19 protein-coding genes are annotated in these 23789 nt (G+C 72.2%); 7 read left to right on the top strand and 12 right to left on the bottom strand.

Going from position 1 to position 23789, the window contains the following annotated elements; genetic code table 11:
- Positions 1-15: 15 nt before the first annotated feature.
- The 7 genes from ACIHIX_RS29745 to ACIHIX_RS29715 form a co-directional block, all read right to left on the bottom strand.
- A complete protein-coding gene (locus ACIHIX_RS29745; RefSeq protein ID WP_399961429.1) occupies positions 16-999 on the bottom strand; it encodes a cation diffusion facilitator family transporter in 984 nt (327 codons plus the stop codon).
- A 125-nt stretch (positions 1000-1124) separates the two neighbouring features.
- Positions 1125-2276, bottom strand: coding sequence for a mannose-6-phosphate isomerase, class I (manA, locus tag ACIHIX_RS29740; RefSeq protein ID WP_399961427.1), 1152 nt, complete (start codon positions 2274-2276; stop codon positions 1125-1127).
- Positions 2277-2317: 41 nt separating this feature from the next.
- Entirely contained in the window at positions 2318-3448 is a 1131-nt protein-coding gene (locus ACIHIX_RS29735; RefSeq protein WP_399961425.1) for an SIS domain-containing protein, read from the bottom strand.
- An 82-nt stretch (positions 3449-3530) separates the two neighbouring features.
- Complete coding sequence (locus tag ACIHIX_RS29730; RefSeq protein WP_078936097.1) at positions 3531-3701, bottom strand: Trm112 family protein; 171 nt, start codon at positions 3699-3701, stop codon at positions 3531-3533.
- Positions 3702-4039: 338 nt separating this feature from the next.
- Positions 4040-5404 (bottom strand): phosphomannomutase/phosphoglucomutase, encoded by a 1365-nt coding sequence (locus tag ACIHIX_RS29725; protein ID WP_399961423.1) that lies wholly within the window; start codon positions 5402-5404, stop codon positions 4040-4042.
- A 102-nt stretch (positions 5405-5506) separates the two neighbouring features.
- Complete coding sequence (locus tag ACIHIX_RS29720; protein ID WP_399961421.1) at positions 5507-7123, bottom strand: L-lactate permease; 1617 nt, start codon at positions 7121-7123, stop codon at positions 5507-5509.
- A 181-nt stretch (positions 7124-7304) separates the two neighbouring features.
- Complete coding sequence (locus ACIHIX_RS29715; protein ID WP_399961419.1) at positions 7305-7679, bottom strand: DUF3499 domain-containing protein; 375 nt, start codon at positions 7677-7679, stop codon at positions 7305-7307.
- Positions 7680-7969: 290 nt separating this feature from the next.
- On the opposite strand from ACIHIX_RS29715, the gene ACIHIX_RS29710 reads away from it, so the two are divergent.
- On the top strand, positions 7970-8422 hold the full coding sequence (locus ACIHIX_RS29710) for a metallopeptidase family protein (RefSeq protein WP_399961417.1): 453 nt from the start codon (positions 7970-7972) through the stop codon (positions 8420-8422).
- 17 nt (positions 8423-8439) lie between these two features.
- Here ACIHIX_RS29710 and ACIHIX_RS29705 read toward each other — a convergent pair whose 3' ends face one another.
- From ACIHIX_RS29705 to ACIHIX_RS29695, 3 genes are all read right to left on the bottom strand, one after another.
- Positions 8440-9966: a DUF5719 family protein gene (locus tag ACIHIX_RS29705; RefSeq protein WP_399961415.1), complete on the bottom strand. Its 1527-nt coding sequence runs from the start codon at positions 9964-9966 to the stop codon at positions 8440-8442.
- A complete protein-coding gene (locus ACIHIX_RS29700) occupies positions 9963-13601 on the bottom strand; it encodes a glycosyltransferase (protein WP_399961413.1) in 3639 nt (1212 codons plus the stop codon). Before ACIHIX_RS29700 ends, ACIHIX_RS29705 begins: the two co-directional genes overlap by 4 nt.
- 180 nt (positions 13602-13781) lie before the next feature.
- Positions 13782-14045, bottom strand: a complete 264-nt coding sequence (locus ACIHIX_RS29695; RefSeq protein ID WP_010986447.1) for a WhiB family transcriptional regulator — start codon at positions 14043-14045, stop codon at positions 13782-13784.
- A 607-nt stretch (positions 14046-14652) separates the two neighbouring features.
- On the opposite strand from ACIHIX_RS29695, the gene ACIHIX_RS29690 reads away from it, so the two are divergent.
- From ACIHIX_RS29690 to ACIHIX_RS29675, 4 genes are all read left to right on the top strand, one after another.
- The gene (locus ACIHIX_RS29690) at positions 14653-15147 is read left to right on the top strand and encodes a cysteine dioxygenase (RefSeq protein WP_399961411.1); all 495 of its coding nucleotides are present in this window, start codon (positions 14653-14655) and stop codon (positions 15145-15147) included.
- Positions 15148-15180: 33 nt separating this feature from the next.
- Entirely contained in the window at positions 15181-16140 is a 960-nt protein-coding gene (gene cofD, locus ACIHIX_RS29685; protein ID WP_399961409.1) for a 2-phospho-L-lactate transferase, read from the top strand.
- Positions 16137-17474, top strand: a complete 1338-nt coding sequence (locus ACIHIX_RS29680) for a coenzyme F420-0:L-glutamate ligase (protein ID WP_399961407.1) — start codon at positions 16137-16139, stop codon at positions 17472-17474. Before cofD ends, ACIHIX_RS29680 begins: the two co-directional genes overlap by 4 nt.
- Positions 17475-17542: 68 nt before the next feature.
- The gene (locus tag ACIHIX_RS29675) at positions 17543-18550 is read left to right on the top strand and encodes a DNA-3-methyladenine glycosylase family protein (RefSeq protein WP_399961405.1); all 1008 of its coding nucleotides are present in this window, start codon (positions 17543-17545) and stop codon (positions 18548-18550) included.
- 151 nt (positions 18551-18701) lie between these two features.
- Here ACIHIX_RS29675 and ACIHIX_RS29670 read toward each other — a convergent pair whose 3' ends face one another.
- Positions 18702-19784, bottom strand: coding sequence for a sugar phosphate nucleotidyltransferase (locus ACIHIX_RS29670; protein WP_399961403.1), 1083 nt, complete (start codon positions 19782-19784; stop codon positions 18702-18704).
- Between the two features lie 178 nt (positions 19785-19962).
- Entirely contained in the window at positions 19963-21354 is a 1392-nt protein-coding gene (locus ACIHIX_RS29665) for an N-acetylmuramoyl-L-alanine amidase (protein ID WP_399961401.1), read from the bottom strand.
- A 140-nt stretch (positions 21355-21494) separates the two neighbouring features.
- Here ACIHIX_RS29665 and ACIHIX_RS29660 point away from each other — a divergent pair, with 140 nt between their 5' ends.
- Both ACIHIX_RS29660 and ACIHIX_RS29655 read left to right on the top strand, forming a co-directional pair.
- Positions 21495-22250: a TIGR03089 family protein gene (locus ACIHIX_RS29660; RefSeq protein ID WP_399961399.1), complete on the top strand. Its 756-nt coding sequence runs from the start codon at positions 21495-21497 to the stop codon at positions 22248-22250.
- A gap of 200 nt (positions 22251-22450) precedes the next feature.
- Complete coding sequence (locus ACIHIX_RS29655; protein ID WP_399961397.1) at positions 22451-23635, top strand: LCP family protein; 1185 nt, start codon at positions 22451-22453, stop codon at positions 23633-23635.
- Positions 23636-23789 lie beyond the last annotated feature (154 nt).

Raw genomic sequence — 23789 nt, 5'->3', positions numbered from 1 at the left:
GCGGGCCCTCGGTCGTCAGTGGCCGGCGGTGGGCTGCTGGGCCGGTCCTCCGGGTGTGGCCTCACGGTCGGGGCCCTTGGCGGCCTCGGCCTCGCTGTAGATGTCGGGCTCCAGGTAGATGACGCGGGCGATCGGGACGGCCTCGCGGATACGGGCCTCGGCCGCGTTGATGGCGCCCGCGACCTCGGTGGCCGTGTCGTCGTGCTGGACGGCGATCTTGGCGGCGACCAGGAGCTCCTCGGGGCCGAGGTGGAGCGTGCGCATGTGGATGATGCCCGTGACGGTGTCACCGTCGACGATCGCGGTCTCGATCCTCTTGACCTCGTCGACGCCCGCGGCCTCGCCGAGCAGCAGGGACTTGGTCTCGGCGGCCAGGACGAGCGCGATCAGGATGAGCAGGATGCCGATGCAGAGGGTGCCGATGCCGTCCCAGACGCCGTCGCCGGTGATCAGGGCGAGGCCGACGCCGCCGAGGGCGAGGACCAGGCCGATGAGCGCGCCGAAGTCCTCAAGGAGGACTACGGGCAGCTCGGGCGCCTTGGCGCGGCGGACGAACTGGGACCAGGTCTGGGAGCCCCGCAGTTCGTTGGACTCCTTGATGGCGGTCCGGAAGGAGAAGCCCTCGGCGATGATCGCGAAGACGAGGACGCCGACCGGCCAGTACCAGTGCTCGACCTCGTGCGGGTGCTTGATCTTCTCGTAGCCCTCGTAGATGGCGAACATGCCGCCGACCGAGAACAGGACGATGGAGACGAGGAAGGCGTAGATGTAGCGCTCGCGGCCGTAGCCGAACGGGTGCTGCGGGGTGGCTTCGCGCTGGGCCTTCTTGCCGCCGAGCAGGAGCAGGAACTGGTTGCCGGAGTCGGCGAGCGAGTGGACGCCCTCGGCGAGCATCGACGAGGAACCGCTGAACGCGAACGCCACGAACTTCGATGCCGCGATCGCGAGGTTGGCGCCGAGTGCCGCCACGATCGCCTTGGTACCGCCTGACGCGCTCATGTGTTCGCGTTATCCCTTCGTACGCCGTCCCGGGCTCGGCCTTTTCCGCCTTTGCCCGCGCTTTGCCGGTGGGCCATTGTTGCAGCCCTGCCCGGGGGCGACTCGTCAGGTGTCCACAGTGCCGGTCATACGATCACAGTTGCCCGGAAGACCGTGCCCGTCCCGGACACCTCGGCCTTCTCGCCCGCCGGGACGAACACCGACTGACCAGGGCTCAGCTCGTGCTCCCCCGCCCGGACCGAACCCGCCGTGCAGAGCAGGATCTGCGAGGTCGGGCGCGTCAGGTCATGGGCGGCGCCGCCCTCGGGGAGGACGTACCTCGACAGCCGGAACTCGTCGATCGGGGTCTCGTAGACCTCCTCGCCGTCCGGGGACGCCTCCGGGCGCAGCACGCCGGGGTCGGCGGCCTCGAAGCGGACGATGCGCAGGAGTTCGGGGACGTCGACGTGCTTGGGGGTCAGGCCGCAGCGCAGGACGTTGTCCGAGTTGGCCATGATCTCGACACCCAGACCGTTCAGGTAGGCGTGCGGGATGCCGGCGCCGAGGAACAAGGCCTCGCCGGGCTGCAGTCGGACGTGGTTCAGGAGCATGGCCGCGATGACGCCCGGGTCGCCCGGGTAGTGGTGGGCGATGTCCGCGTACGGGGCGTACGCGCCGCCGAGGCGGGCGCAGGCGGCGGCTGCCTCCGTGACCGTACGGGCCATCTCCTCGCGGTCGGCGCTGAGGACGGCCGTGAGGACCTCGCGCAGGGCGGCGTCCTCGGGGTGGGCGTGCAGCAGGTCGACGTACGGCTTGAGGGAGTCGACGCCGAGGCCGGCCAGCAGTTCGGCGGCCTGGTTCGGGTCGCGGAAGCCGCACAGGCCGTCGAACTCGGTGAGCGCGCAGATGAGTTCGGGCTTGTGGTTGGCGTCCTTGTAGTTGCGGTGCCCGGCGTCCACGGGGATGCCGCGGCGCTCCTCGTCCTCGTAACCCTCCTTGGCCTGCGCGAGGTTGGGGTGCACCTGGAGGGAGAGCGGGGCGCCGGCGGCGAGGATCTTGAGCAGGAAGGGCAGGCGCGGGCCGAACTTCGCGACGGCCGCGGCTCCGAGCTCCCGTTCCGGATCGGCCTCGACGACCTCGACGAGCGTGCCGCGCGCGGTGCGCGAGGGGGCTCCGGGGTGGGCCCCCATCCACATCTCCGCCTGTGGCTCGCCGCTCGGCGTGATGCCCAGGAGGTCGGGGATGGCGGTGGTGGAACCCCAGGCGTAGGGGCGGACGGTGTTGTCGAGGCGGTCCATCGGGTTCTTTCTGTACGACGGTCAGGGCGTCCCGGGCATGATCAGGCTCCGGAGGCGAGCGCCAGGTAAACCGCGGCGAAATCCGTGATGGCGATCAGTTCCGCGAGGGTCTCCAGTTCGGCGCCTTCCTCCGGTTCGAGCTCGCTGATCGGGGTGTCGTGGCTCAGGGCCAGGTCACGGGCGGCCGGGGCGGCGGTGAGGCCGCCGATGGGGCGGTCGCGGAGGAGCACCACGCGTGCGTGCAGCGCGGGCGCTTCCTCCACGCGGTCGCGGAAGAAGTCGTCGGGGTCGGCGCTGGCGGCCAGCGGGCCGGCGAGCAGCGTGCTGTGCGCGGCGAGCGCCTCGGGCAGTTCGGCGACCACGGCGGGGCGGCCGGAGAGTTCGGCGAGCGCGGCGGCGAACCGGCGGCCCGCCGGGCCGGCCGAGACGCCCTCCGTCCAGATCACCGGCAGCGCGTCGGCGAGTTCGGCGGCCAGGGTCTTCGCCGGGTTGCTGTACGTCGCGATGGCGGGCCCGCAGCGCTCGGCGATGTGGTCCAGGCGGTCGGAGACCTTCTCCAGCACGTCCGGCGGGGCGGCGAGCAGGCCGGTGCGGTCGAGGATCGCGAGCAGCGGCGTGAGCAGCGCCCACAGGACGCCGGGGGCGGACGCGGCGAGTTGCTGCCCGTCCTGCTCGTACGGGGCCGTCGCGAGCGGTACGAACAGGCCGTGGGCGCCCTCGACCGCTTCGGTGAGCGGGGTGCCGGCGGGGGCCACGGCGACGACCGTGCAGCCGCGGCGGTAGGCCTGGTCGGTGAGGAGGGAGAGGCCGGGTTCGGTGCCGTCGGGGGTGGCGATCAGGAGCAGGTCAACCGAGCCGGTCCAGCCCGGGAGCTCCCAGCGCAGGGCGCCCGCGGCGGGGGCGACGCCGGTGGGGGCGAGGCGGATGACGGGGCTGCCGGCGCCGGCGAGCGTGCCGAGGAGGTCGGCGACGTGGGTGGCGGCGGCGCCGGGGCCCGCGATGAGGACCGCGCGGGGGCGGCCGTCGGGCTTGAGTTCGTTGACACCGGCCTCGGCGGCGTGCCGGGCAGCGGTGCGGACGCGGGCGCCTGCTTCGGCGGCGCCGCGCAGCAGGCCGCGGCGGTCGGCCTCCGAGAGCGCCTCGGGGGTGTCGAGCAGCGATTCGTCGAGCATGGGCGGCAGACTCCTCCGATCGCCGGGTTCGTCGATTACACGCGCGGGGCCCCGTCAGGCCTTCGGGGGCCGGGCGGCATCGTCACGCGGGGCGGCGGGCCTCGTCGACGAGGAGGACCGGGATGCCGTCGCGGACCGGGTACGCGAGGCCGCAGTCCTGGCCGGTGCAGATCAGCTCGGTGTCCTGCTCCTCGAGAGGGGCGTGACAGGCCGGGCAGGCGAGGATCTCCAGGAGGCCGGCTTCGAGCGGCATGAGGGTTCCCTTCGGGGGCGGTACGGCTGCGTGAGCGGATGTGCCTGGTCAGCGTACCGCCGGTGGGGGGTGGGTGCCGGGGTTGTGGATAACCGGGGTCGGCGCGGTGACCGGGGCTGGGCCGAGCGGGGTCGGTGGGTGAGTGACCGGCGTCGGTCGCGTGCGGGTGGGCGGGGTTTCGCTTGCCCGCGCTGGCGGGGTGCCGCCGCGCCCACCCGTGCCGCCCCAGCGTCACGGCTGCCCGCAGCTACGGCGGACGGGCAGGTGCCCGCCGCCAGGGCGGTGCAGCGGCTGCCCGCAGCCGAGCAGGCAACGCAGCGGGCCCAGACCTCGTTGCCTCACGCCCTGATGATCGCCAGTACCTCGTCCCGGATCTTCGTCATCGTCGCCTCGTCCCTGGCCTCCGCGTTGAGCCGCAGCAGCGGTTCCGTGTTGGACGGGCGGACGTTGAACCACCAGTCGGCGGTCGTGATGGTGAGGCCGTCGAGGTGGTCGAGGGTCACGCCCTCCTGGCCCTCGTAGGCGGAGCGGATCGCGGTGAGGCGGTCCTGCTGGTCGGCGACCGTGGAGTTGATCTCGCCGGAGCCGGTGTAGCGGTCGTAGGAGGCGACGAGGCCGGACAGCGGGCCCTTTTGGCCGCCGAGGGCGGCGAGGACGTGGAGGGCGGCCAGCATGCCGGTGTCGGCGTTCCAGAAGTCCTTGAAGTAGTAGTGCGCCGAGTGCTCGCCGCCGAAGATCGCGCCGGACGTCGCCATCTCGGCCTTGATGAAGGAGTGGCCCACGCGGGTGCGGACGGGGGTGCCGCCGTTCTCCTTGACGACCTCCGGGACCGACCAGGAGGTGATCAGGTTGTGGATGATCACGCCCTTGCCGCCGTTCCTGGCCAGCTCGCGCGCGGCCACCAGGGCGGTGATGGCCGACGGGGAGACCGGGTCGCCGTGCTCGTCGACGACGAAGCAGCGGTCGGCGTCGCCGTCGAAGGCGATGCCGAGGTCGGCGGACTCCTCTCGGACGCGCTTTTGCAGGTCGACGAGGTTCGCCGGGTCGAGGGGGTTGGCCTCGTGGTTCGGGAACGTGCCGTCCAGCTCGAAGTACATCGGGACGAGGGTCAGGGGCAGGCCCGCGAAGACCGTGGGAACCGTGTGCCCGCCCATGCCGTTGCCCGCGTCGACGACGACCTTCAGGGGGCGGATGGCGGTCAGGTCGACGAGGGAGCGCAGGTGGGCCGCGTAGTCCTCCAACGTCTCGCGCCGTGTGACCGTTCCCTGGGTCGCGGCCGGGGCGGGGGCGCCCGACTCGGCCCAGCCCTCGACGAGCTCGCGGATCTCGGTGAGGCCGGTGTCCTGGCCGACGGGGGCGGCGCCCGCGCGGCACAGCTTGATGCCGTTGTACTGGGCCGGGTTGTGGGAGGCCGTGAACATCGCGCCCGGCAGGTTCAGCGCACCCGAGGCGTAGTACAGCTGGTCGGTGGAGCACAGGCCGATCTCGGTGACGTCGACGCCCTGGGCTGCCGCCCCGCGCGCGAAGGCGCCGGACAGGCCGGGGGACGAGGGCCGCATGTCGTGCCCGATGACGATCGCGCTCGCGCCGGTCACCCGGACGAAGGCCGCCCCGAAGAGCTCGGCGAGCGACTCGTCCCACTGGTCGGGGACGATGCCGCGCACGTCGTACGCCTTCACGAGCTGTGACAGATCAACGGCCACCGGCCAACCCTCCAAAAAGTCCTATCGGTCGGCCCAAACTACCCTCCCCCACGGACAGCGTGCCGCCCGTCCACCGAGTGGACCCAGGAACGTAACCTCAGGTCACGGCAGCATCCAGTCCAGGACCGGCGAACTCTGCCCGACGACGATCAGGCACATCACCAGGAGCAGTCCGAGGCTCCATGGCAGCACCTTGCGCAGCAGGTCCCCCTCGCGGCCGGCGAGGCCGACGGCCGCGCAGGCGATGGTGAGGTTCTGCGGGGAGATCATCTTGCCGAGGACACCGCCCGAGCTGTTCGCGGCGGCCAGCAGCTCCGGGGAGAGTCCCGACTCGCGTGCGGCGGTCACCTGGAGCGCCCCGAAGAGCGCGTTGGCGGAGGTGTCGGAGCCGGAGACGGCCACGCCGAACCAGCCGAGGACCGGCGACAGGAAGGCGAGTCCGGCGCCCGCCGCCGCCACGAAGTGGCCGATGGTGGCGGCCTGTCCGGAGAGGTTCATGACGTAGGCGAGCGCGAGGACGCTCGTCACGGTGAGGATCGCGAACCTCAACTCGTGGACGGTGGCGAGCCATTCCTTGACGGCCACGCGCGCGTGCACACCGAGGACGACTGCCGTGCACAGGCCGGCGAGCAGCACGAGGGTGCCGCCGGTGGAGACGATCGGCCAGGTGAAGACATTGCCGCCGACGGGGTCGCCGTCGGCGTCGACGACGTTCAGGAAGGGCCAGTCGTAGGTCTGGGTCGCGTTCGCCAGCCAGTCCTTGACCGCGGGGATCTGCGCGATCGAGAAGATGACGATGATCAACGCGTAGGGGGCGTAGGCGCGTACGACCTCTCCGCGCGGGTCGTCCTCGTCGAGTTCCTCGCTCCTGGCGCCCGTCAGCACGGACGCGCGTACGGACTCCTCGGCGGGCACGCGCGCGTGCGGTACGGCCACCAGGGCGGCCGCACCCGCCAAGGCGGCCCCGATGTCGGCGAGTTGCGCGGAGAGGTAGTTGGAGGCGGCGAACTGGGCGACCGCGAAGGCGACTCCGCACGCCAGGGCGGGCACCCAGGTGTCGCGCAACCCGCGCCGCCCGTCCACGAGGTACACCAGAACGAGGGGCACCACCAGGGCCAGCAGCGGTGTCTGACGGCCCACCACGGAGGCCACGGTGTCCAGCGGAAGTCCCGTCACCTGAGCGAGCGTCACCACGGGTGTGCCCATCGCGCCGAAGGCCACGGGCGCGGTGTTGGCGACGAGGGCGACGACGGCCGCCTTGACCGGGTCGAAGCCGAGGGCGACGAGCATGACCGAGCAGATCGCGACGGGCGCGCCGAAGCCGGCGAGGGCCTCCAGGAGGGCGCCGAAGCAGAAGGCGACGACGAGGGCCTGGATGCGCGGGTCGTCGGAGAGCCGCCCGAAGGAGCGGCGCAGGATGTCGAAGTGCCGGGTGCGGACCGTCATCCGGTACACCCACAGGGCGTTGACGACGATCCACAGGATGGGGAAGAGCCCGAAGACGGCTCCCTGGGCGCCGCTGGAGAGCGTCTGGCCCAGCGGCATGCCGTAGGCGAGCCAGGCGACCAGAACGGCCGTCAGAAGCCCTGTGAGGCCCGCGAGATGGGCCTTGAGGCGGACGCCGCCGAGCAGGACGAGGACGATCACCAGGGGCAGGGCGGCGACGAGGGCGGACAGGCCCAGTGAGTCGGCGACGGGTTCCAGTTCCTGGACGTACACGGGCGCCTCCCCGATCCGGTTCCGCGTCCGGGCGCGCTCGATTCCGGTATGCGGAAAGCGATTTCTCGTTTCGGCTTCCGGAATGGTCGTGTCCGCGCCAAGCAGTCGTCAATGGGCGTGCGTCACTGAGCGGAACGTGCACCAAATGCACACGGAAAGAGGGTGGTTGCCGACCGGGAGGTCAGTTGTCGGGCGAGCGCAGCACGCGCAGATGCCCGCGCCGCGCGACCTCCATGGGGTCCGCCGTGCGTCCCCCGCCACCGGCCCGGGCGGCGCGCTCCTGCGGGCGGGCCGCCTCACGGACCGCGTTGGCAAGCGCTTCCAGGTCGTCGCCGCTGGGACGGGCGGGGGCCGAACCGTCGAGAAGCCGGACGACCTCCCAGCCGCGCGGGGCGGTGAGGCGCTCGGAGTGCTCGGCGCACAGGTCGTAGCAGTGGGGTTCGGCGTAGGTGGCGAGCGGGCCGAGGACCGCGGTCGAGTCGGCGTAGACGTACGTCAGCGTCGCGACGGCGGGGCGGCCGCAAGCGGTGCGCGAACAGCGACGTACAGGGCTCACGACGTTGGACGGTACCGCACTCTTGAGCGGGCCGCGACGACTCCCCTTCAGGTCACTCCACCGTGTCGTGGTGTGAAACGGCCCACACGCCCCTCCGAACACACCGTTCCGACCTGCATAGATACCGCTTTCCAAGATTCCGGACGACCTGGCGTCCGGTCACCACTCGGCACAAACAAGGTCAATTGCCATGAGATCGCCGGTCCCGGAGAGATACAGAAATGAGCCCAACCTTGGCTGGAATGGTCATCCGGCGACATGCCCCACCAGGGGACTACGCTTCAGCAGTGATGGACAGCCCCGTACCGCCCCCTGCCCGTGCCACCGGCCCCGGACCCCGCCGACGTGATCGCCACGGCCGGGGCATGCGCGGCCCGATCGCACCGCCCCAGGTGCCGCTCGCGGCCAGCCGTGCCGAGGTGTTCGCGGATCTGGTGCAGGACTCCGTGGAGCGTCTGGAGCGGCGCTGGCCGCAGCTCGCCGACATCGATTTCCTGGTCCTGGAGGTGCCCCGCCTCGACGGCCGGACCTTCAACGACGAGGCGGTCCCCCTGGGCGGGACGATTCCCGCGCGCGAGGGACGCCCCGCGCGCGTGGTGGTGTACCGCCGCCCCGTGGAGATCCGCACCAAGGGCCGCGACGAACGCGCGGCCCTGGTGCACGAGGTCGTCGTCGAGCAGGTCGCCGAGCTGCTGGGGCTGACCCCGGAGACGGTCGATCCGCGCTACGGCGACGAGGACTGAGAAGCGGCCCGCGCGGGCTACTTCTGGAGCACCGACAGGTCCTCGTCCGCCTCCGGCACCGCGACCATGCCCCGGTCGTCCGGCAGCGTCTGGACCGTGAAGCCCGGGATGCCGTCCTCCGTGGCCGCCAGGGTGCGGGCCGCGTAGACGGGGCCGCCCGACTCCGGCTCCACCGTCAGCGCGTACGTGCCCTTCAGCCCGCTCGGTGCGGGCAGCTCCACGTCCTGGGTGGTGCCGCCCTTGATCGTGTACGTCTTCGAGGCGGCCGTGCCGCCGTCGCTGCCCGCCGACGCGGTCACCTTGACCTTCGCGGTGCCGGTGGGGGCCACCAGGGACAGCGTGGTGCCCTTGGAACTGTTGTCGGCGACGCTCGCGCGCGTGCCGACCGGGCGGGTGGCCGGGATGTACGCCGTCTCCTGCTTGTCGCCCTTGCCTCGGGTGACCCGCAGCGCGGCCACCACCGGTACGGACTCGCCGGTCGGTGTCAGAATCAGCGAACCGGCCTCCCCGCGCGTGACGGCGCCCAGGTCGACCGCGGTCGTCATGCCCGCCTTGACGTGCAGCGTCTCGTTGCCGGCCGGGGTGATCGAGCCGGACGGCGAGGCGAGGCGGACCTTCAGGTCGGCGTCGGCGTCGCCGGGCGCGAAGGCGACCAGGCGTACGGCCGTTGCGTCCTTGGGGATGCCCGGCAGGACGAGGCTGCCCGCCGGGTCCGTGGCGGCCGCCAGCCAGTCGCCGCCGATCTTGTCGTCGAGGGCCTGCACGGCGGCGCCGACGCGCCCGCTGCGGACGCTGACGTGGACGGTGAGATTGGTCTGCTTGTCGCTGACGAGCGTGGACAACAGGATCGGCTCACTGGACTTCGGTGGCACCGTGATGTCCTCGCCGACCGAGGAGTCGATGGCGCCGTCCTTGCCGTAGAGCTGGATGTCGACGACGGCAGCCGAGTCGTCGGGGTTGGTCAGGTGCACGTAGTCGGTGCGGTCGGCGGCGGTGCTGGCGCCGGGGAACCAGAACTCGGTGTCGGCGCCGGAGCAGTTGACGCCCTGGAGGCCGCGTCCGGTGCCCGCGGCGACCTCGGTGGTCTCCTGCACGGTCCAGCCGGGCGCGAACCTGCCCTCGGCGGTGCCGATGAGCGCGGGCGAGTCACCGCCGGAGGCGTCCTCGGTGTCGGGCGTGCCGGGGTCCTTGGCGGTGAGGACCGGCTTGGCCGCCTTCTCGCCCGCCTTGTCGTCGGTCTCCTTGCCGTCCTTCTTGCCGTCCGTCGTGTCGGTGTCCCCCGACTCCTGCGCCGCGGAGACGAGTTCGGCCTTGCCGTCGCTTCCCGTGCCCTTGGTGACGGGCGTGAAGGACGTGTAGGACGTGTCGGCGAGGTCGGAGAGGCTGGGGCTCGGGCAGAGCAGGCTCGTGCGCTCCACGGGCAGTTCGGCGGCCGCCCGGGCGGTGTTCGTGCCGGACGCGTCGGGCGCGTTGAGCGAGGCGAAGCCGGTGACGGCGGCGAGAGCGGTCGCGCAGGCGATCAGGGACACGGTGGTGCGGTTCACTGCTGGCTCCCGTCGGGACGCTCGCCGTCGTGCTGTTGCGGCTGCGCCGGGTCGTACGTGGCGTCGTAACCCTGGTCGTACGGCTGCCCGTACTGGTCGTACGACGGCTGCTGCGCCTGGCCCCCGTACGCGTACGGGTCGTACTGGCCGCCCTGGTACGGGTCCGCGTAGCCCTGCTGGTCGTAGCCGCCCGCCGGGTACTGCTGCGGGGCGGACTGGTACTGGTCACCGGCGTAGGTGTTGTACTCGGCGCCCGCGTAGCTCGCCTGGTTCCAGTCACCGTAGGACTGCTGCTGCGGGACCGGGACCGGCGTCTCCTCCGAAGGAGGAGACAGGGGCTCGTCGTTCTGGGCGGCCTCTTCGGCCTCCGCCTGGGCGCGCAGGCGGCGGGCGCGGCGGCCCTCGCCCTCGGTCGCCTGTGCGGGGATCGCCCGCTCCTCCTCGGGAAGGTCGTCGTCGATGTCGCGGCGGCGGCCGGGCAGGGCGAGGACCACGAGGACCAGGGCGAGCGCGCCCTGGGCCCACAGCCAGGCGGTGTGGGTGATCGGGTCGTCGTAGACGACGTCCAGTCTGCCGCCGGCGGCCGGGAGTTCGAAGCCCTGGGCCCAGCCGTCGACCGTGGTCGCGGTGAGCGGCCTGCCGTCCAGGGTGGCCGTCCAGCCCTCGGCCGCGGTGTCGGCGAGGCGCAGGGTGCGGCCGTCGGCGCCGGCCGGGATCGTGGTGTGGATCTCCACGGGTCCCGCGGCGACCAGCGTCGGGGCGCCGGAGCCGGCGACGATGGTGGCGCGGGCGACGTCCTGGTCGACCCGCCACAGGGCGCTGCCGTTCTGCTCGCTGAGCCGGGACAGGCCCGGGGTGGCGTCCAGGACGCGGGTCACCTCGCGCGGGGCGCCCTTGTGGACGAGGACGTAGCGCACCGCGAACTTGCCGAGCTGGTCGGACTGGTCGGCGCCGGAGCCGGCGACGAGGTTGGCGACGACCTTGTCGAGCTGGGTGTTCTCACCGTCGGCGGCGGCCAGTTCACCGTCGCCGAGGCGGGCGCCCGAGCCGCGCACGAGCATGTAGCCGACATGGGCCGCGGAGTCGCTGTCGAGGACGAGGGTGCGGGCCCGGTCGCGGTTGTTGCCGTCCTCGGCGACGAACGCGGGCACCTGCACCGGGTCGCGGCGCTCCAGGGGACCGTCGGCGCCGCCGATCATCCAGCCGGCGGCGACGAGCAGGGGGCCCGCGGCGGCGGCGAAGGCGATCAGCGCGGCGACCGGCTGACGCCAGCCGAAGCTCTGCTCGGCGACCCGCGAGCGGGCCCCGTCGGCGCCGAGCATCGCGGCGGCCAGCAGGGCGATGCCGTAGACGAGGGTGGCGGGCCCGGCCCAGGTGGAGCCGTTGGAGAGGGCGGCGAAGACGAGGCCCACAAGGGCGACCGCCCAGGCCGTCCAGATGCCGAACTGGCGCTCCGAGCGCAGCAGGGCGGCCAGCGCGGCCAGGACGACACCGATGAGCATCAGCCCGTCGACCGTGCCGGGGCCGCCGGGGCTGGCGCCGAGGAGGTCGAGGGCGGAGGCGGCCGAGGAGCCGTACTTCAGGCCGGCCTCGTCGAAGAAGCCGAACGGCAGCAGCGTCAGCGACCAGGGCGCGAGGATCAGCAGCGGTGTGCCGAGCTGGGCCAAGAAGCGCAGGCCGTAGGCGGTGATGTCGGTGCGGCGCACGGCCAGGACGCCGAGGCCCAGCAGCAGCGCGATCGGCCAGATGATCGGCGTGAACGCGGTGGTGACCGTCAGGAGCAGGGCGTACGCCCAGGTGGCGCGCCAACTGCCGCGCGCGTCGGAGGCGTTCGTCAGGCCGGCGGCCGCGATGCCCGCGCGCGCGATGAGCGGCAGCAGGATCGCGAGGACGGCGGTGCCGATGCGGCCGCCGGCGAGGGCGCCGGTGGCCGCGGGCAGGAAGGCGTAGACGACGGCCGCCCACGCGCGCAGGAGCCGTGACTCGACCAGCGGCCGGGAGGCGAAGTAGGCGGTGAACCCGGCCAGCGGCACCGAACCGACGAGCAGGACGGTGACCGCGAGCCCGGTCGAACCGAAGAGCACGGAGGCGAGCATCGCGAGGATCGCCAGGTAGGGCGGCGCGGACGGAGTGCCGCCGGCGCCGACGGCATGCCAGGCGTCCAGGTAGCGCGACCACAGTTCGCCGGAGTCGGCCGGGGCGGGCAGCAGGGCACCGCCCGAGAGCGCGCCGGAGCCGAGGAGTTCACGGCAGGCGACGAGCGAGACGAGCAGCAGCACCAGGAAGAGCACCGGCCCTGGCTTGCGGGCGATGCGCTTGACGCGGGCGAACTGCTCGATCTCCAGGAAGTCGGCGTCGTCGCCCCCGGGCCCGGACTCGACGGCGCCGCCATGGCGTCCCGCGCCCGAGGTCGCCTCGGGGTCGGAGCTGCCGAAGAAGCTGCCGGCGGCCTGCTCCACGGTGGCCCGCACGGTCGCGCCGGGTGGCGGGAACAGCGGGCGCATCTCGTCCTTGTCCACCACCGATGTGCCGCGCCTGCGGCGCCCGGCGATGATCCGCTCGGGCCGCAGCAGGGTGCTCAGCAGGCCGCGGATCTCGTCGAGGGCCTGTCCGGGGACCTTTCCGACGAGATAGGCGACCGTCCTGAGCACCGTGCCGACGACGAGGCGCAGGAGGACCCAGGGGAGGACCGCCGTACGGCTGTTGACGAGCAGGGTGTAGGCGGCGCCCGCCTTGTCGACCTTGTGCGGGGAGGCGGCGGTGCGGCCCACGCAGTCGACGGCGCGGCGCTCGCGGGAGGCCGCCTCCGCGTGGCGGACGACCGCCTCTGGGGCGACGAGGACGCGATGGCCGGCGGCGGTGGCGCGCCAGCACAGGTCGACGTCGTCACGCATCAGGGGCAGGCGCCGGTCGAAGCCGCCGAGCGCGTCGAAGACATCGCGCCGGACGAGCATGCCGGCGGTGGAGACGGAGAGCACGGGCCGGACGTGGTCGTGCTGGCCCTGGTCCTGTTCGCGGCGGTCGAGGCCGGTCCAGCGGCGCCCGGAGTGGGCGATGGTGACGCCGACCTCCAGGAGTTGCCGTCTGTCGTACCAGCCGCGGAGCTTGGGGCCGACGACGGCCACGTCGTCCCGGCCGAGCTCCAGTTCCTGGTCGACGACCCGCAGCAGCTGGGCCAGGGCGTCGGGTTCGGGGGCACAGTCGTCGTGCAGCAGCCACAGCCACTGCACCGGCTCTCCGTGCGGGAGCTCCGGCAGGTCGTAGGCGTCGTCGCGCCATGTGCGCGTGACAGGGTCCCAGCCGCTGGGGCGCTTGAGGTACGGCAGCTCGTCCGGGGTGAGGACGGGTGCGGTGCGGTTGGCCTCCTCGACGGCCTGGCCGAAGCCGGTACGGCGGGCGAGGTGCAGCACCCGGTCGGCGCCGAGGGCGTCGGTGACCAGTTGCGCGGAGGCGTCGGCGCTGCCGGTGTCGGCGGCCATCGCGAACTGGACGGGGCGCTCCTGGCCGAGCAGCCCGGCGAGCGCGTCGGGCAGCCAGCGGGCGCCGTCGTGCGCGACGAGGACCGCGGTCACCACATGACGCGGGAACTCAGGAGTGGCAGCGTCGTGGGCTGCCGTGTGGCTGTGCACGGACATCGAGGTACGGGCCCCGGTTCGGTGGACTGCGGTGGACGCCTGTGCCCCGAGGGGGCAGCGGGGCGTCTCGGACGAGCGACCACACTATCGGCTGGGCACAGCGGCGGCCCGCCGCCTGTGGACAACCCACCTGCGACGGGCCGTAAGTCCCGTATGTACGTGCGAGGTGACGCCGGTCGGTCAGATCGCGGCCTTCTTCAGGCGGCGCCGCTCCCGTTCGGACAGGCCGCCCCAGATGCCGAAGCGCTCGTCGTTGGCGAGGGCGTACTCGAGGCACTCGGAACGGACCTCACAAGCCAGGCAGACCTTCTTGGCCTCACGGGTGGAGCCACCCTTCTCGGGGAAGAAGGACTCGGGGTCGGTCTGGGCGCACAGCGCGCGCTCCTGCCAGCCGAGTTCCTCGTCCGCGTCGTCGACCAGCAGTTGCTGCACCAGCTCGGTCATGTGCGCCCCTCGTCTGTCTTTCGCGTCCCCGTGATGTAGCCGTTACCGATGTCGGCTGAACGACACGAGTGAAATTACAAGTGTGCTGCTCCGGGCGAGTCAAGCCGAGATCTGCTATTGGGCCCCTTATTCACTCTGCGGAACCAAGGCCTAGCGGAAAGTGTTCAAATCGCCATAAACCTTGACAAGCAGATGGGACCCGCGGGGCTTCCGAACCCGTGCAGGACCTGTACGGAGAAGGACGCCCAGGAGTTCGTTCCCGTTCCTTGCGCGCCGGTTGTGCGCCATGTGTCCCGGTAGACGGGTGAACAAACCTTTCACCTCTCAGATGAACCGGATGAGGTGAAAGCAGTCCCACATGCCGGTGTCGAGTTGACAGTGCCGGTGTGAACCGCTGTCCTAGTGGGCATGCTCGCGAACTTGGCACTCACCACGACCCGCACCGCCGGGTCGCACGGTGCTGCCCGCGCTCGCTGTAGCTGTTGCTGTCACAGCTGTTGAGCCCCGGTGCACGACACCCGCTCCAGCTGAAGGCCGAATCCCCCGGGACTCGGCCTTTCCCGTTCCCTCTGTCTGACCTTCTTTCACTGAGGAACCGCCCCATCCCATGAACAGCGACAACGACCTCCAGATCGCCGGCGACATCCTTGAGGTGCCTCACCTCCTCCAGCCCCCGCGCGAGCACCCCTCGACCGTCGCGGAGTTCGTCGGCCTGGCCCGCTCCATCGCCGCCGACCGCTCCCAGTGGGAGCACCTGGTGCAGTACGACGCCACGACGCGCTGGTACCACCGGCTGCGCACCGGCCCCGGTTACGAGGTCTGGCTGCTGTCCTGGGTGCCCGGACAGGGCAGCGGGCTGCACGACCACGGCCGCTCCTCCGGAGTGCTGACGGTCCTGGAGGGCGAGCTGACCGAGCGCACCGACCGCGGCACGCGCGCGTTGGCGACCGGCGCGCAGCGGGTGTTCGCGCCGGGCTATGTGCACGAGGTCGTCAACGACGCGCTGGAGCCGGCGGTCAGCCTGCACGTGTACTACCCGGGCCTGACCGAGATGCCGATGCACGGTGCGCACGCCTGCACGGCGCGTCCGGTGACTGCCTGACGCGTTGTCGTACCCGCCTGCAATGCTTGTCCCATGCGAATCGTGGTTCTGGCAGGCGGCATCGGCGGTGCCCGTTTCCTGCGCGGTCTGAAGCAGGCCGTGCCGGACGCGGACGTCACGGTCATCGGCAACACCGGGGACGACATCCACCTCTTCGGACTGAAGGTCTGCCCGGACCTCGACACGGTGATGTACACGCTCGGCGGCGGCATCAACGAGGAACAGGGCTGGGGCCGGGCCGACGAGACCTTCCACCTCAAGGAGGAGCTCGCGGCGTACGGCGTCGGCCCCGAGTGGTTCGGGCTCGGCGACCGGGACTTCGCCACCCACATCGTGCGCACGCAGATGATCGGCGCCGGATTCCCGCTGAGCGCGGTCACCGAGGCGCTCTGCGACCGCTGGAAGCCGGGCGTGCGGCTGATCCCGATGTCCGACGACCGCGTGGAGACCCATGTCGCCGTCGAGGTCGACGGCGAGCGCAAGGCGGTCCACTTCCAGGAGTACTGGGTACGGCTGCGGGCCTCGGTGCCGGCGGAGGCGATCGTGCCGGTGGGCGCGGAGCAGGCCAAGCCCGCGCCCGGCGTCCTGGAGGCGATCGCGGAGGCGGACGTGATCCTCTTCCCGCCGTCCAACCCGGTCGTCTCCATCGGCACGATCCTGGCCGTGCCCGGCATCCGCGAGGCGATCGCCGAGGCGGGCGTTCCCGTGGTCGGCCTCTCCCCCATCGTCGGGGACGCGCCCGTGCGCGGCATGGCCGACAAGGTGCTGGCGGCGGTGGGCGTGGAGTCGTCGGCCGCTGCCGTGGCCGAGCACTACGGCTCGGGGCTGCTGGACGGCTGGCTCGTGGACACCGTCGACGCGGCCTCCGTGGAGCGCGTCGAGGCGGCCGGCATCCGCTGCCGGGCCGTACCGCTGATGATGACGGACCTCGACGCGAGCACGCAGATGGCCCGGGAGGCGCTGGCGCTGGCGGAGGAGGTGCGGGGGTCTTGAGCGCAGATGTCAGCGGGGACGCGAGCACGGACTTGAGCGCGGACGCCTTCCGCGCGTGGGCCGTGGCCGGGCTGCCCGAGATCGCGCCCGGGGACGACCTCGCCAAGCTGATCGCCGCCGCCGAGCCCGGTCTCGCCGACGGTGACGTGCTGCTCGTCACCTCGAAGATCGTCTCCAAGGCGGAGGGCCGGATCGTCGAGGCGGCCGACCGGGAGGCGGCCATCGACGCCGAGACCGTGCGGGTGGTGGCCAGACGCGGCGCCCTGCGGATCGTCGAGAACCGGCAGGGGCTGATCATGGCCGCGGCGGGGGTCGACGCCTCCAACACTCCGGCCGGGACCGTCCTGTTGCTGCCCGAGGACCCGGACGCCTCCGCGCGTGCCGTACGGGAAGGGCTGCGCGAGCTGCTCGGGGTCGACGTCGGCGTCGTCATCACCGACACCTTCGGGCGGCCCTGGCGCGCGGGGCTCACCGACGTGGCGATCGGGGCCGCCGGGGTGCGGGTGCTCGACGATCTGCGCGGGGGCACGGACGCGTACGGCAACCCGCTGAGCGCCACCGTCGTCGCCACGGCCGACGAACTGGCCGCGGCCGGTGACCTGGTCAAGGGCAAGGCCGCCGGACGGCCCGTCGCCGTGGTGCGCGGGCTGGCGCAGGTGGTGTCGGTCGAGCACGGGGAGGGGGCGGGTGCCATGGTGCGCGGCGCGCGCGACGACATGTTCCGGCTGGGCACCTCCGAGGCGGTACGGCTGGCGGTGACCCAGCGGCGTACGGTACGGGCCTTCACGGACGAGCCGGTCGACGGCGGTGCGGTGCGGCGGGCGGTCGCCGCGGCCGTGACCGCGCCGGCGCCGCATCACACCACACCGTGGCGTTTCGTCCTGCTGGAGTCCGAGGCCGCGCGGACGGAGCTGCTGGACGCGATGCGGGACGCCTGGATCGCGGATCTGCGGCGGGACGGCAAGAGCGAGGAGTCGATCGCCAAGCGGGTGCGCCGCGGAGACGTGCTGCGGAAGGCGCCCTATCTGGTGGTGCCGTGTCTGGTCATGGACGGGTCGCACACGTACGGCGATCCGCGGCGGGACGCGGCCGAGCGGGAGATGTTCGTCGTCGCGACCGGGGCCGGGGTGCAGAACTTCCTCGTCGCGCTGGCCGGGGAGCGGCTGGGGTCGGCGTGGGTGTCGTCGACGATGTTCTGCCGGGACGTGGTGCGGGAGGTGCTGGGGCTGCCGGGCGACTGGGATCCGATGGGGGCCGTGGCGGTCGGGCATCCGGCGGAGGAGCCGAGGGCTCGGGCCGAGCGGGATGCGGGGATGTTCATCGAGGTGCGGTGAGGAGGCTCGTGTGCCTCTAGGCTCGTAGGTCTCCCGCAGAACTTCTTCCTCTCTCCCAGGACTCATTCGTGGCTGGACGGTTCGCTCCGCGGCCCACTCGTACGACGGTGCGTGGTGGGCATGTCGCCGTGTCCCAAGGTGTGCCGCGGCCTGCCTCGGCGCCGGGGCTGGTGCGGACGTTCGTGCCGGAGTGGCCCTTGGAGCTGGGGCTGGTGCTCGGGCCGTTGCGGCGCGGGCCCGCCGATCCGACGTTCCGGGCGATGCCGGACGGGTCGGTGTGGCGGGCCAGTCTGACGCCTGCCGGGCCGGGGACGCTGCGGGTCGCCGCGGGGCGGGACGGTTCGGTCCGCGGGGAGGCGTGGGGGCCGGGGGCGCGGTGGCTGCTCGACCGGTTGCCCGAGCTGCTCGGGGCCGCCGACGATCCGTCCGTCTTCGTGCCCCGGCACCGGTTGCTGGCGGTGACGCGGCATCGCCGGCCGGGGCTGCGGCTGACGCGGACCGGGCTGGTGCTGGAGTCCTTGATCCCGTCGATCCTGGAGCAGAAGGTCACGACCGACGAGGCGTACCGGGCGTGGCGGTCGCTGGTACGGAAGTTCGGGGAGCCGGCGCCGGGGCCCGCTGCCGGGGGGCGGCTGTGGGTGATGCCGGCGCCTCGGACGTGGGCGTTGATTCCGTCGTGGGAGTGGCATCGGGCCGGGGTCGACAACAAGCGGGCGTCGACGATTCTGCGGGCTGTGCGGGTTGCTGCGCGGCTTGAGCAGGCGGTGGGGATGTCGGCGGAGGACGCTCAGGCTCGGCTGGAGGCCGTGCCGGGGGTGGGGCCGTGGACGTCCGCGGAAGTGGTGCAGCGCAGTCATGGGGCAGCGGATGCGGTGACCGTGGGGGATCTGCATCTGCCGGGGATCGTGGGGTGGGCGCTCGCGGGCGACCGGGATGCGGATGACGCGGTGATGTTGTCGTTGCTGGAGCCCTATGCGGGGCAGCGGCATCGGGCGGCGCGGCTGATTCTGCTGAGTGGGCGGACGCCGGCGCGGCGGGCGCCTCGGATGCCGCGGGGGGATATCGGGCAGTTGTGACGGCGCTGCCCCTTCGCCCCCGCCGGACGGGCTGGGTGGTGGGGCGGCTGCGGGTGCGTCGTGGCTGGTCGCGCGGTTCCCCGCGCCCCTGGGCGGCACGACCCGCAGCCGCGTTCGAGCGTGACCCACAACGAACCCGCGCCGCCCGCGCCTACTGGTCCGACGAGAAGCGCACCGCCCCCGCCGGGATGTGGGCGTCGCACCACACCCTGGCGCCGTCTCGGAGTTCGTTGTCGGGGCCCACCACCGCGCCGTCTCCGATGACCGTGCCGCTGAGGACGGAGCGTTCGCCGATCCTTGCGCGGGTGCCGATCAGGGAGTCCGTGATGACCGCGCCGGGTTCGATCACGGCGCCGGGCAGGATCGTGCTGCCGAAGACGCGGGCGCCCTCGGCCACGAACGCGCCCTCGCCCACCACCGTGCCGCCGGTGAGTTTGGCGTCCGGGGCCACGCGGGCCGTGGGGAGGATCAGACGGTCGCCGCAGCGGCCGGGGACCGCCGGGGACGGGGCGCGGCCCAGGACCAGGTCGGCTGAGCCTCGTACGAAGGCCGCCGGGGTGCCCAGGTCCAGCCAGTACGTGGAGTCGACCATGCCCTGGAGGTGGGCGCCGGCCGCGAGGAGGTCGGGGAAGGTCTCGCGTTCCACCGAGACCGGTCGGCCCGCCGGGATGGTGTCGATCAACGAGCGGCGGAAGACATACGCGCCCGCGTTGATCTGGTCGGTGACGATCTCCTCGGGGGACTGCGGCTTCTCCAGGAAGGCCAGGACCTTTCCCGTCCCGTCCGTGGGGACCAGGCCGTAGGCACGAGGGTCCGTGACCTTCGTCAGGTGGAGCGAGACGTCCGCGTTCGTCGACTCGTGCGTGGCCACCAGGGCCCGGATGTCCAGGCCCGTGAGGATGTCGCCGTTGAAGATCAGGACCGGGTCGTCGGGACCGGAGTGGAGGCGGGAGGCCACGTTGCGGATCGCTCCGCCCGTGCCGAGCGGCTCCTCCTCGGTGACGTACTCGATGTGGAGGCCGAGTGCCGAGCCGTCGCCGAAGTGGGGTTCGAAGACCTCGGCCAGATAGGACGTGGCCAGGACGATGTGGTCGACGCCCGCCGCTCTCGCCCGCGCCAGCTGATGTGTGAGGAACGGGACCCCGGCCGCGCGGACCATCGGCTTCGGCGTGTGCACCGTGAGCGGACGCAGCCTCGTGCCCTTGCCCCCGACCAGGAGGATCGCTTCTGTCACCTGTCGTCTCTGCTTCCTGCCGGTGACCGGCCGAACTGTCTTTCGGCCGGTCAGTGTATGCAGACCGTTGTGCGGCGCTTTCGACGACATCGACGGAATCGACGGCAGTGCGGTTCTCCGCCCTCCTCACACTTCGCCGTCCCCCTCACACTTCTCCGTCCCCCTCGCCCTCCTCCCGTCACCTCCCCTGGTAGCGCGCCGCGGTCGAGCGGGCCGAGCCGAGCTTGCGGTAGAGCTGCCAGCCGGGGCAGGCGGTGGAGAAGCCGTCGCGGTGGCCGGAGATGACGTTCAGTCGTGCCTTCGTGCCTTTGCGGTAGAGGTTGCCACCGCCCGACTTCAGGTATGTCTTGCCGCGCGGATTGGCACCGTAGAGCCCCAGTTTCCAGGCCGTCACGCGGGCCACTGCCTTCACCGCGGCGGACGTGGGGCGGGTGTAGCCGAAGGTGCCGAGGACGGCGATCCCCATGCTGTTGGTGTTGAAGCCGAGGGTGTGGGCGCCCAGGACCGGCTTCGCCACTCCCCCGGCGCGGCCCTCGTAGATGGTGCCGCACTTGTCGATGAGGAAGTTGTAGCCGATGTCACGCCAGCCCATGCTCCGGACGTGGTAGCGGTAGATACCGCGGATGACGGAGGGGGCCTGGGAGCAGCGGTAGCCGTTGCCGGTGGCGGTGTGGTGGACGAAGGCCGCCTTCACCTTCTTCGTGTAGACGAACTTCCTCTCGCGCAGGTTCTCGTTCGCCCCCCAGCCGCGCCGCGTCACGATGCGCGGACGCGGGCCGATCTTCGGCTCGGCCCGCTGCCGCTCGGTCAGTTCGCCGGCCCGCAGGGAGACCATCTCCCGCTCGGTCCGCGCGCGGTCGAGCGCGGGGATCTCGGTGGCGCCGAGCGGCGCGAGCGCGGCGTTGGCGGCGGAGGCGGCGACGGCCTCGGGGGCCTCGGCGCCGAGACCGCCACGAGTCCGGGGGCCGCCTGCCGGGGTGCCCTGCGGGAGGGCGGCCTCGCCGGGGTCGACGAGTTCGAGGCGCAGCCCCGACGGCAGCGCGGTCGCCTCGGCGCCGAGTTCGCGGGTCTCGGCCGCGGCACGCACTCGTACCTCGACGCCGTCCGAGTCACCGACCCACAGCGGTGCCGTCGCTCCGCGCACCCGGCCCGAGGTGCGCTCGGCCGTGTCGGGGTCGGCGCCGTCGTCCGCGTAGTGCGTCTCGACGTCCTGCCAGGCGGACCACGTACCCGAGTCGAGCGCACGCGCGCGTACCTCGACGCGGCCGTGCAGTGCGGTCTCCGGGTCGTCCCAGACGACCCCGACCATCGAGAAGCGGTGCACATCGCGGCGGGGCAGGCCCTGGACGGCGGCCGACCCGAGCGAGCGGTCGGCGCCGAGCGGGGTGAGCGGCAGCGACTGGGTGCTGCCGGGGACCGCCGCCGAGGCGGCGCCGGAACCGACGCTCCGGGCCGACACCTGCGCGGTCGGCGCCGGGCGCGCGACGGTCGCGGCGGCGGGTGGGGTCAGCGGCAGGGCGAGAGCGGCCGCACAGGTGACACCGATCGAGGAAGCAAGAAATCCGCGCATGCCAACAATGTTGGACATAGTCATACATATCTGTCCATCCGGGAACTGACGGATCGTCGGCTCCCGTTCCCCCGAACCGGTGAGCCGGCAGCGGGCCGGTCCGTCGTCGCCCCGCCGTGCGCCCGCGTACGCTTGCCCGGGTGAACGCCACCGATCGCACCCCTGCCGACCTGCTGCGTTCCGCGCTCGCCGCGGACGCCGGACGCCCCCTGGTGACCTTCTACGACGACGCCACGGGCGAACGCGTCGAACTGTCCGTCGCCACCTTCGCCAATTGGGTGGCCAAGACCGCCAATCTCCTCCAGGGCGAGCTCTCCGCGGAGCCCGGCGACCGGGTCGCGCTGCTGCTGCCCGCGCACTGGCAGACGGCGGTGTGGCTGCTGGCGTGCTCCTCGGTGGGCGTGGTCGCCGATGTCGCCGGCGATCCGAAGGCCGCGGACATCGTGGTGAGCGGGCCCGACACCCTGGACGCGGCGCGCGCGTGCTCGGGCTCGCGCATCGCCCTCGCGCTGCGCCCGCTCGGTGGCCGCTTCCCGCAGACCCCGGACGGCTTCGCCGACTACGCGGTCGAGGTGCCGGGGCAGGGCGACCGGTTCGCCCCGTTCGCACCGGTCGACCCCGACGAGCCCGCGCTCGTCGTGGCCGGGCGGGAGTTCAGCGGGGCGGAGGTGGTGGAGCGGGCTTCCGCGGAGGCGTCCGGTCTCGGGCTTACCGGGCCCGGCTCGCGACTGCTGTCGGGGTTGGCGTACGACACCTGGGAGGGGCTGTGCGCGGGGCTGTACTCGCCGCTGGCCACCGGGGGGTCCGTGGTGTTGTGCCGGAATCTGGAGCGGTTGGGGGAGGAAGGGCTGGCGAAGCGGGTGGAGAGTGAGCGGGTGACTGCTACCGCTCACTGAGGTTGTTTGGTGGGTGCGGGTCCGTTGTGGCTGGTCGCGCAGTTCCCCGCGCCCCTGAAAGCGTCCTCCGCGCCGACCTTCAAAAGGTGCCCTCAGTCGCCCGTCCGGCCTAACCCGACACGCCTCCCCCCGCCCTCCACGCCATGGTCGTAAGAGCGAACCGCACCACACGCTCGTACGTCATGAGGGGTGGATCAGCCGTGACCGACACCGCAGGTACGCCCCGCAAAGGCACCCTCGGTCCGGGAGCGGGGGCGTCCGCCACGGGGCGGGGGCTGATACGGCGGCGCCGGCGCCGTTGGCTGCGAGGCGGGGCCGTCGGGGTGACGGTCCTCGTCGTGGCGGCCGTCGGGGCCGGGTGGGCGATCTACGCCAAGCTCGACGGGAACATCACGCCCGACGACGCCGCCGCCGCGGAACTCGCCCGGTACGAGAAGGAGCGGCCCACCGCGCTCGTCAAGGACGCGCAGAACATCCTGGTGATCGGCTCGGACTCGCGCTCCGGGGACGGGAACGCGCGCTACGGGCGGGACTCGGGGACCGAGCGGTCGGACACGACGATCCTGCTGCACCTGTCCGCGGGGCGGCGCAGCGCGACGGCCGTCTCGCTCCCCCGTGATCTGATGGTGGACGTACCGGCCTGTCTGGAGCCGGACGGCAGCCGGACCGAGCCGATGTTCGCGATGTTCAACTACGCCTTCCAGAAGGGTGGTTCGGCCTGCACCATCCGGACCGTGGAGAAGCTGACCGGCGTCCGGATCGACCATCACATGGTCGTCGACTTCCACGGCTTCAAGGACATGGTCGACGCGGTGGACGGCGTCGAGATCTGTCTGACGAAGCCGATCAACGACAAGGCCGCCAAGCTGAAGCTCCCGGCGGGCAAGGTGACGCTCAACGGGGAGCAGGCCCTCGGCTACGTCCGCGCCCGCAAGTCGATCGGCAACGGCAGCGACACCGACCGGATGGACCGGCAGCAACGGTTCCTCGGGGCCCTCGTCAACAAGGTGCAGAGCAATGACGTCCTGCTGAATCCGGTCCGCCTCTATCCGGTGCTGGACGCGGCCACCTCGTCGCTCACCACCGACCCGGATCTGGCGAGCTTGCGTGGTTTGTACGACCTCGTGCGGGGGCTGCGCGACATCCCCACCGAACGTGTGCAATTCCTGACCGTGCCAAGGGAGTCGTACGCCTACAACGCCAACCGCGACCAGCTCGTGGAAGCCGAGGCGGAGCAGTTGTTCGCCCGGCTGCGCACGGACGCGCCGGTGGCGGTCGCCAAGGAGGTTCCGCGGAAGAAGTCCGGCGCCGACCGGCCCGCCGCGACGACTTCACCCGCGCCCACGTTTCGCGGAAACACGGCCGCCGAGGACACCTGTAAGTAAAGCGATTACCAAGGCGACGTACATCTGTTCAAGGAAATGGGTGGATTGCCCAGTTGTAGGGACGTGGAATTTGTCACCGTCGTCGCTTGCCGATGAACTGGCCGGATAGTGTGAGCGATCCGGTGCAGCAGGCCGATAGGTCTTCCTGAGGTCG

Source organism: Streptomyces sp. NPDC051913 (genome assembly GCF_044593635.1).
GTDB lineage: Bacteria > Actinomycetota > Actinomycetes > Streptomycetales > Streptomycetaceae > Streptomyces.
This window is presented reverse-complemented; position numbering and strand designations above follow the sequence as displayed.

Coding starts and splice junctions, on each gene's coding strand:
- ACIHIX_RS29695 (WP_010986447.1), bottom strand. CDS start 14,045: ATGACCGAGCTGGTGCAGCAACTGCTGGTCGACGACGCGGACGAGGAA.
- ACIHIX_RS29665 (WP_399961401.1), bottom strand. CDS start 21,354: ATGCGCGGATTTCTTGCTTCCTCGATCGGTGTCACCTGTGCGGCCGCT.
- manA (WP_399961427.1), bottom strand. CDS start 2,276: ATGGACCGCCTCGACAACACCGTCCGCCCCTACGCCTGGGGTTCCACC.
- cofD (WP_399961409.1), top strand. CDS start 15,181: ATGCGAATCGTGGTTCTGGCAGGCGGCATCGGCGGTGCCCGTTTCCTG.
- ACIHIX_RS29710 (WP_399961417.1), top strand. CDS start 7,970: ATGGACAGCCCCGTACCGCCCCCTGCCCGTGCCACCGGCCCCGGACCC.
- ACIHIX_RS29745 (WP_399961429.1), bottom strand. CDS start 999: ATGAGCGCGTCAGGCGGTACCAAGGCGATCGTGGCGGCACTCGGCGCC.
- ACIHIX_RS29735 (WP_399961425.1), bottom strand. CDS start 3,448: ATGCTCGACGAATCGCTGCTCGACACCCCCGAGGCGCTCTCGGAGGCC.
- ACIHIX_RS29730 (WP_078936097.1), bottom strand. CDS start 3,701: ATGCCGCTCGAAGCCGGCCTCCTGGAGATCCTCGCCTGCCCGGCCTGT.
- ACIHIX_RS29690 (WP_399961411.1), top strand. CDS start 14,653: ATGAACAGCGACAACGACCTCCAGATCGCCGGCGACATCCTTGAGGTG.
- ACIHIX_RS29700 (WP_399961413.1), bottom strand. CDS start 13,601: ATGTCCGTGCACAGCCACACGGCAGCCCACGACGCTGCCACTCCTGAG.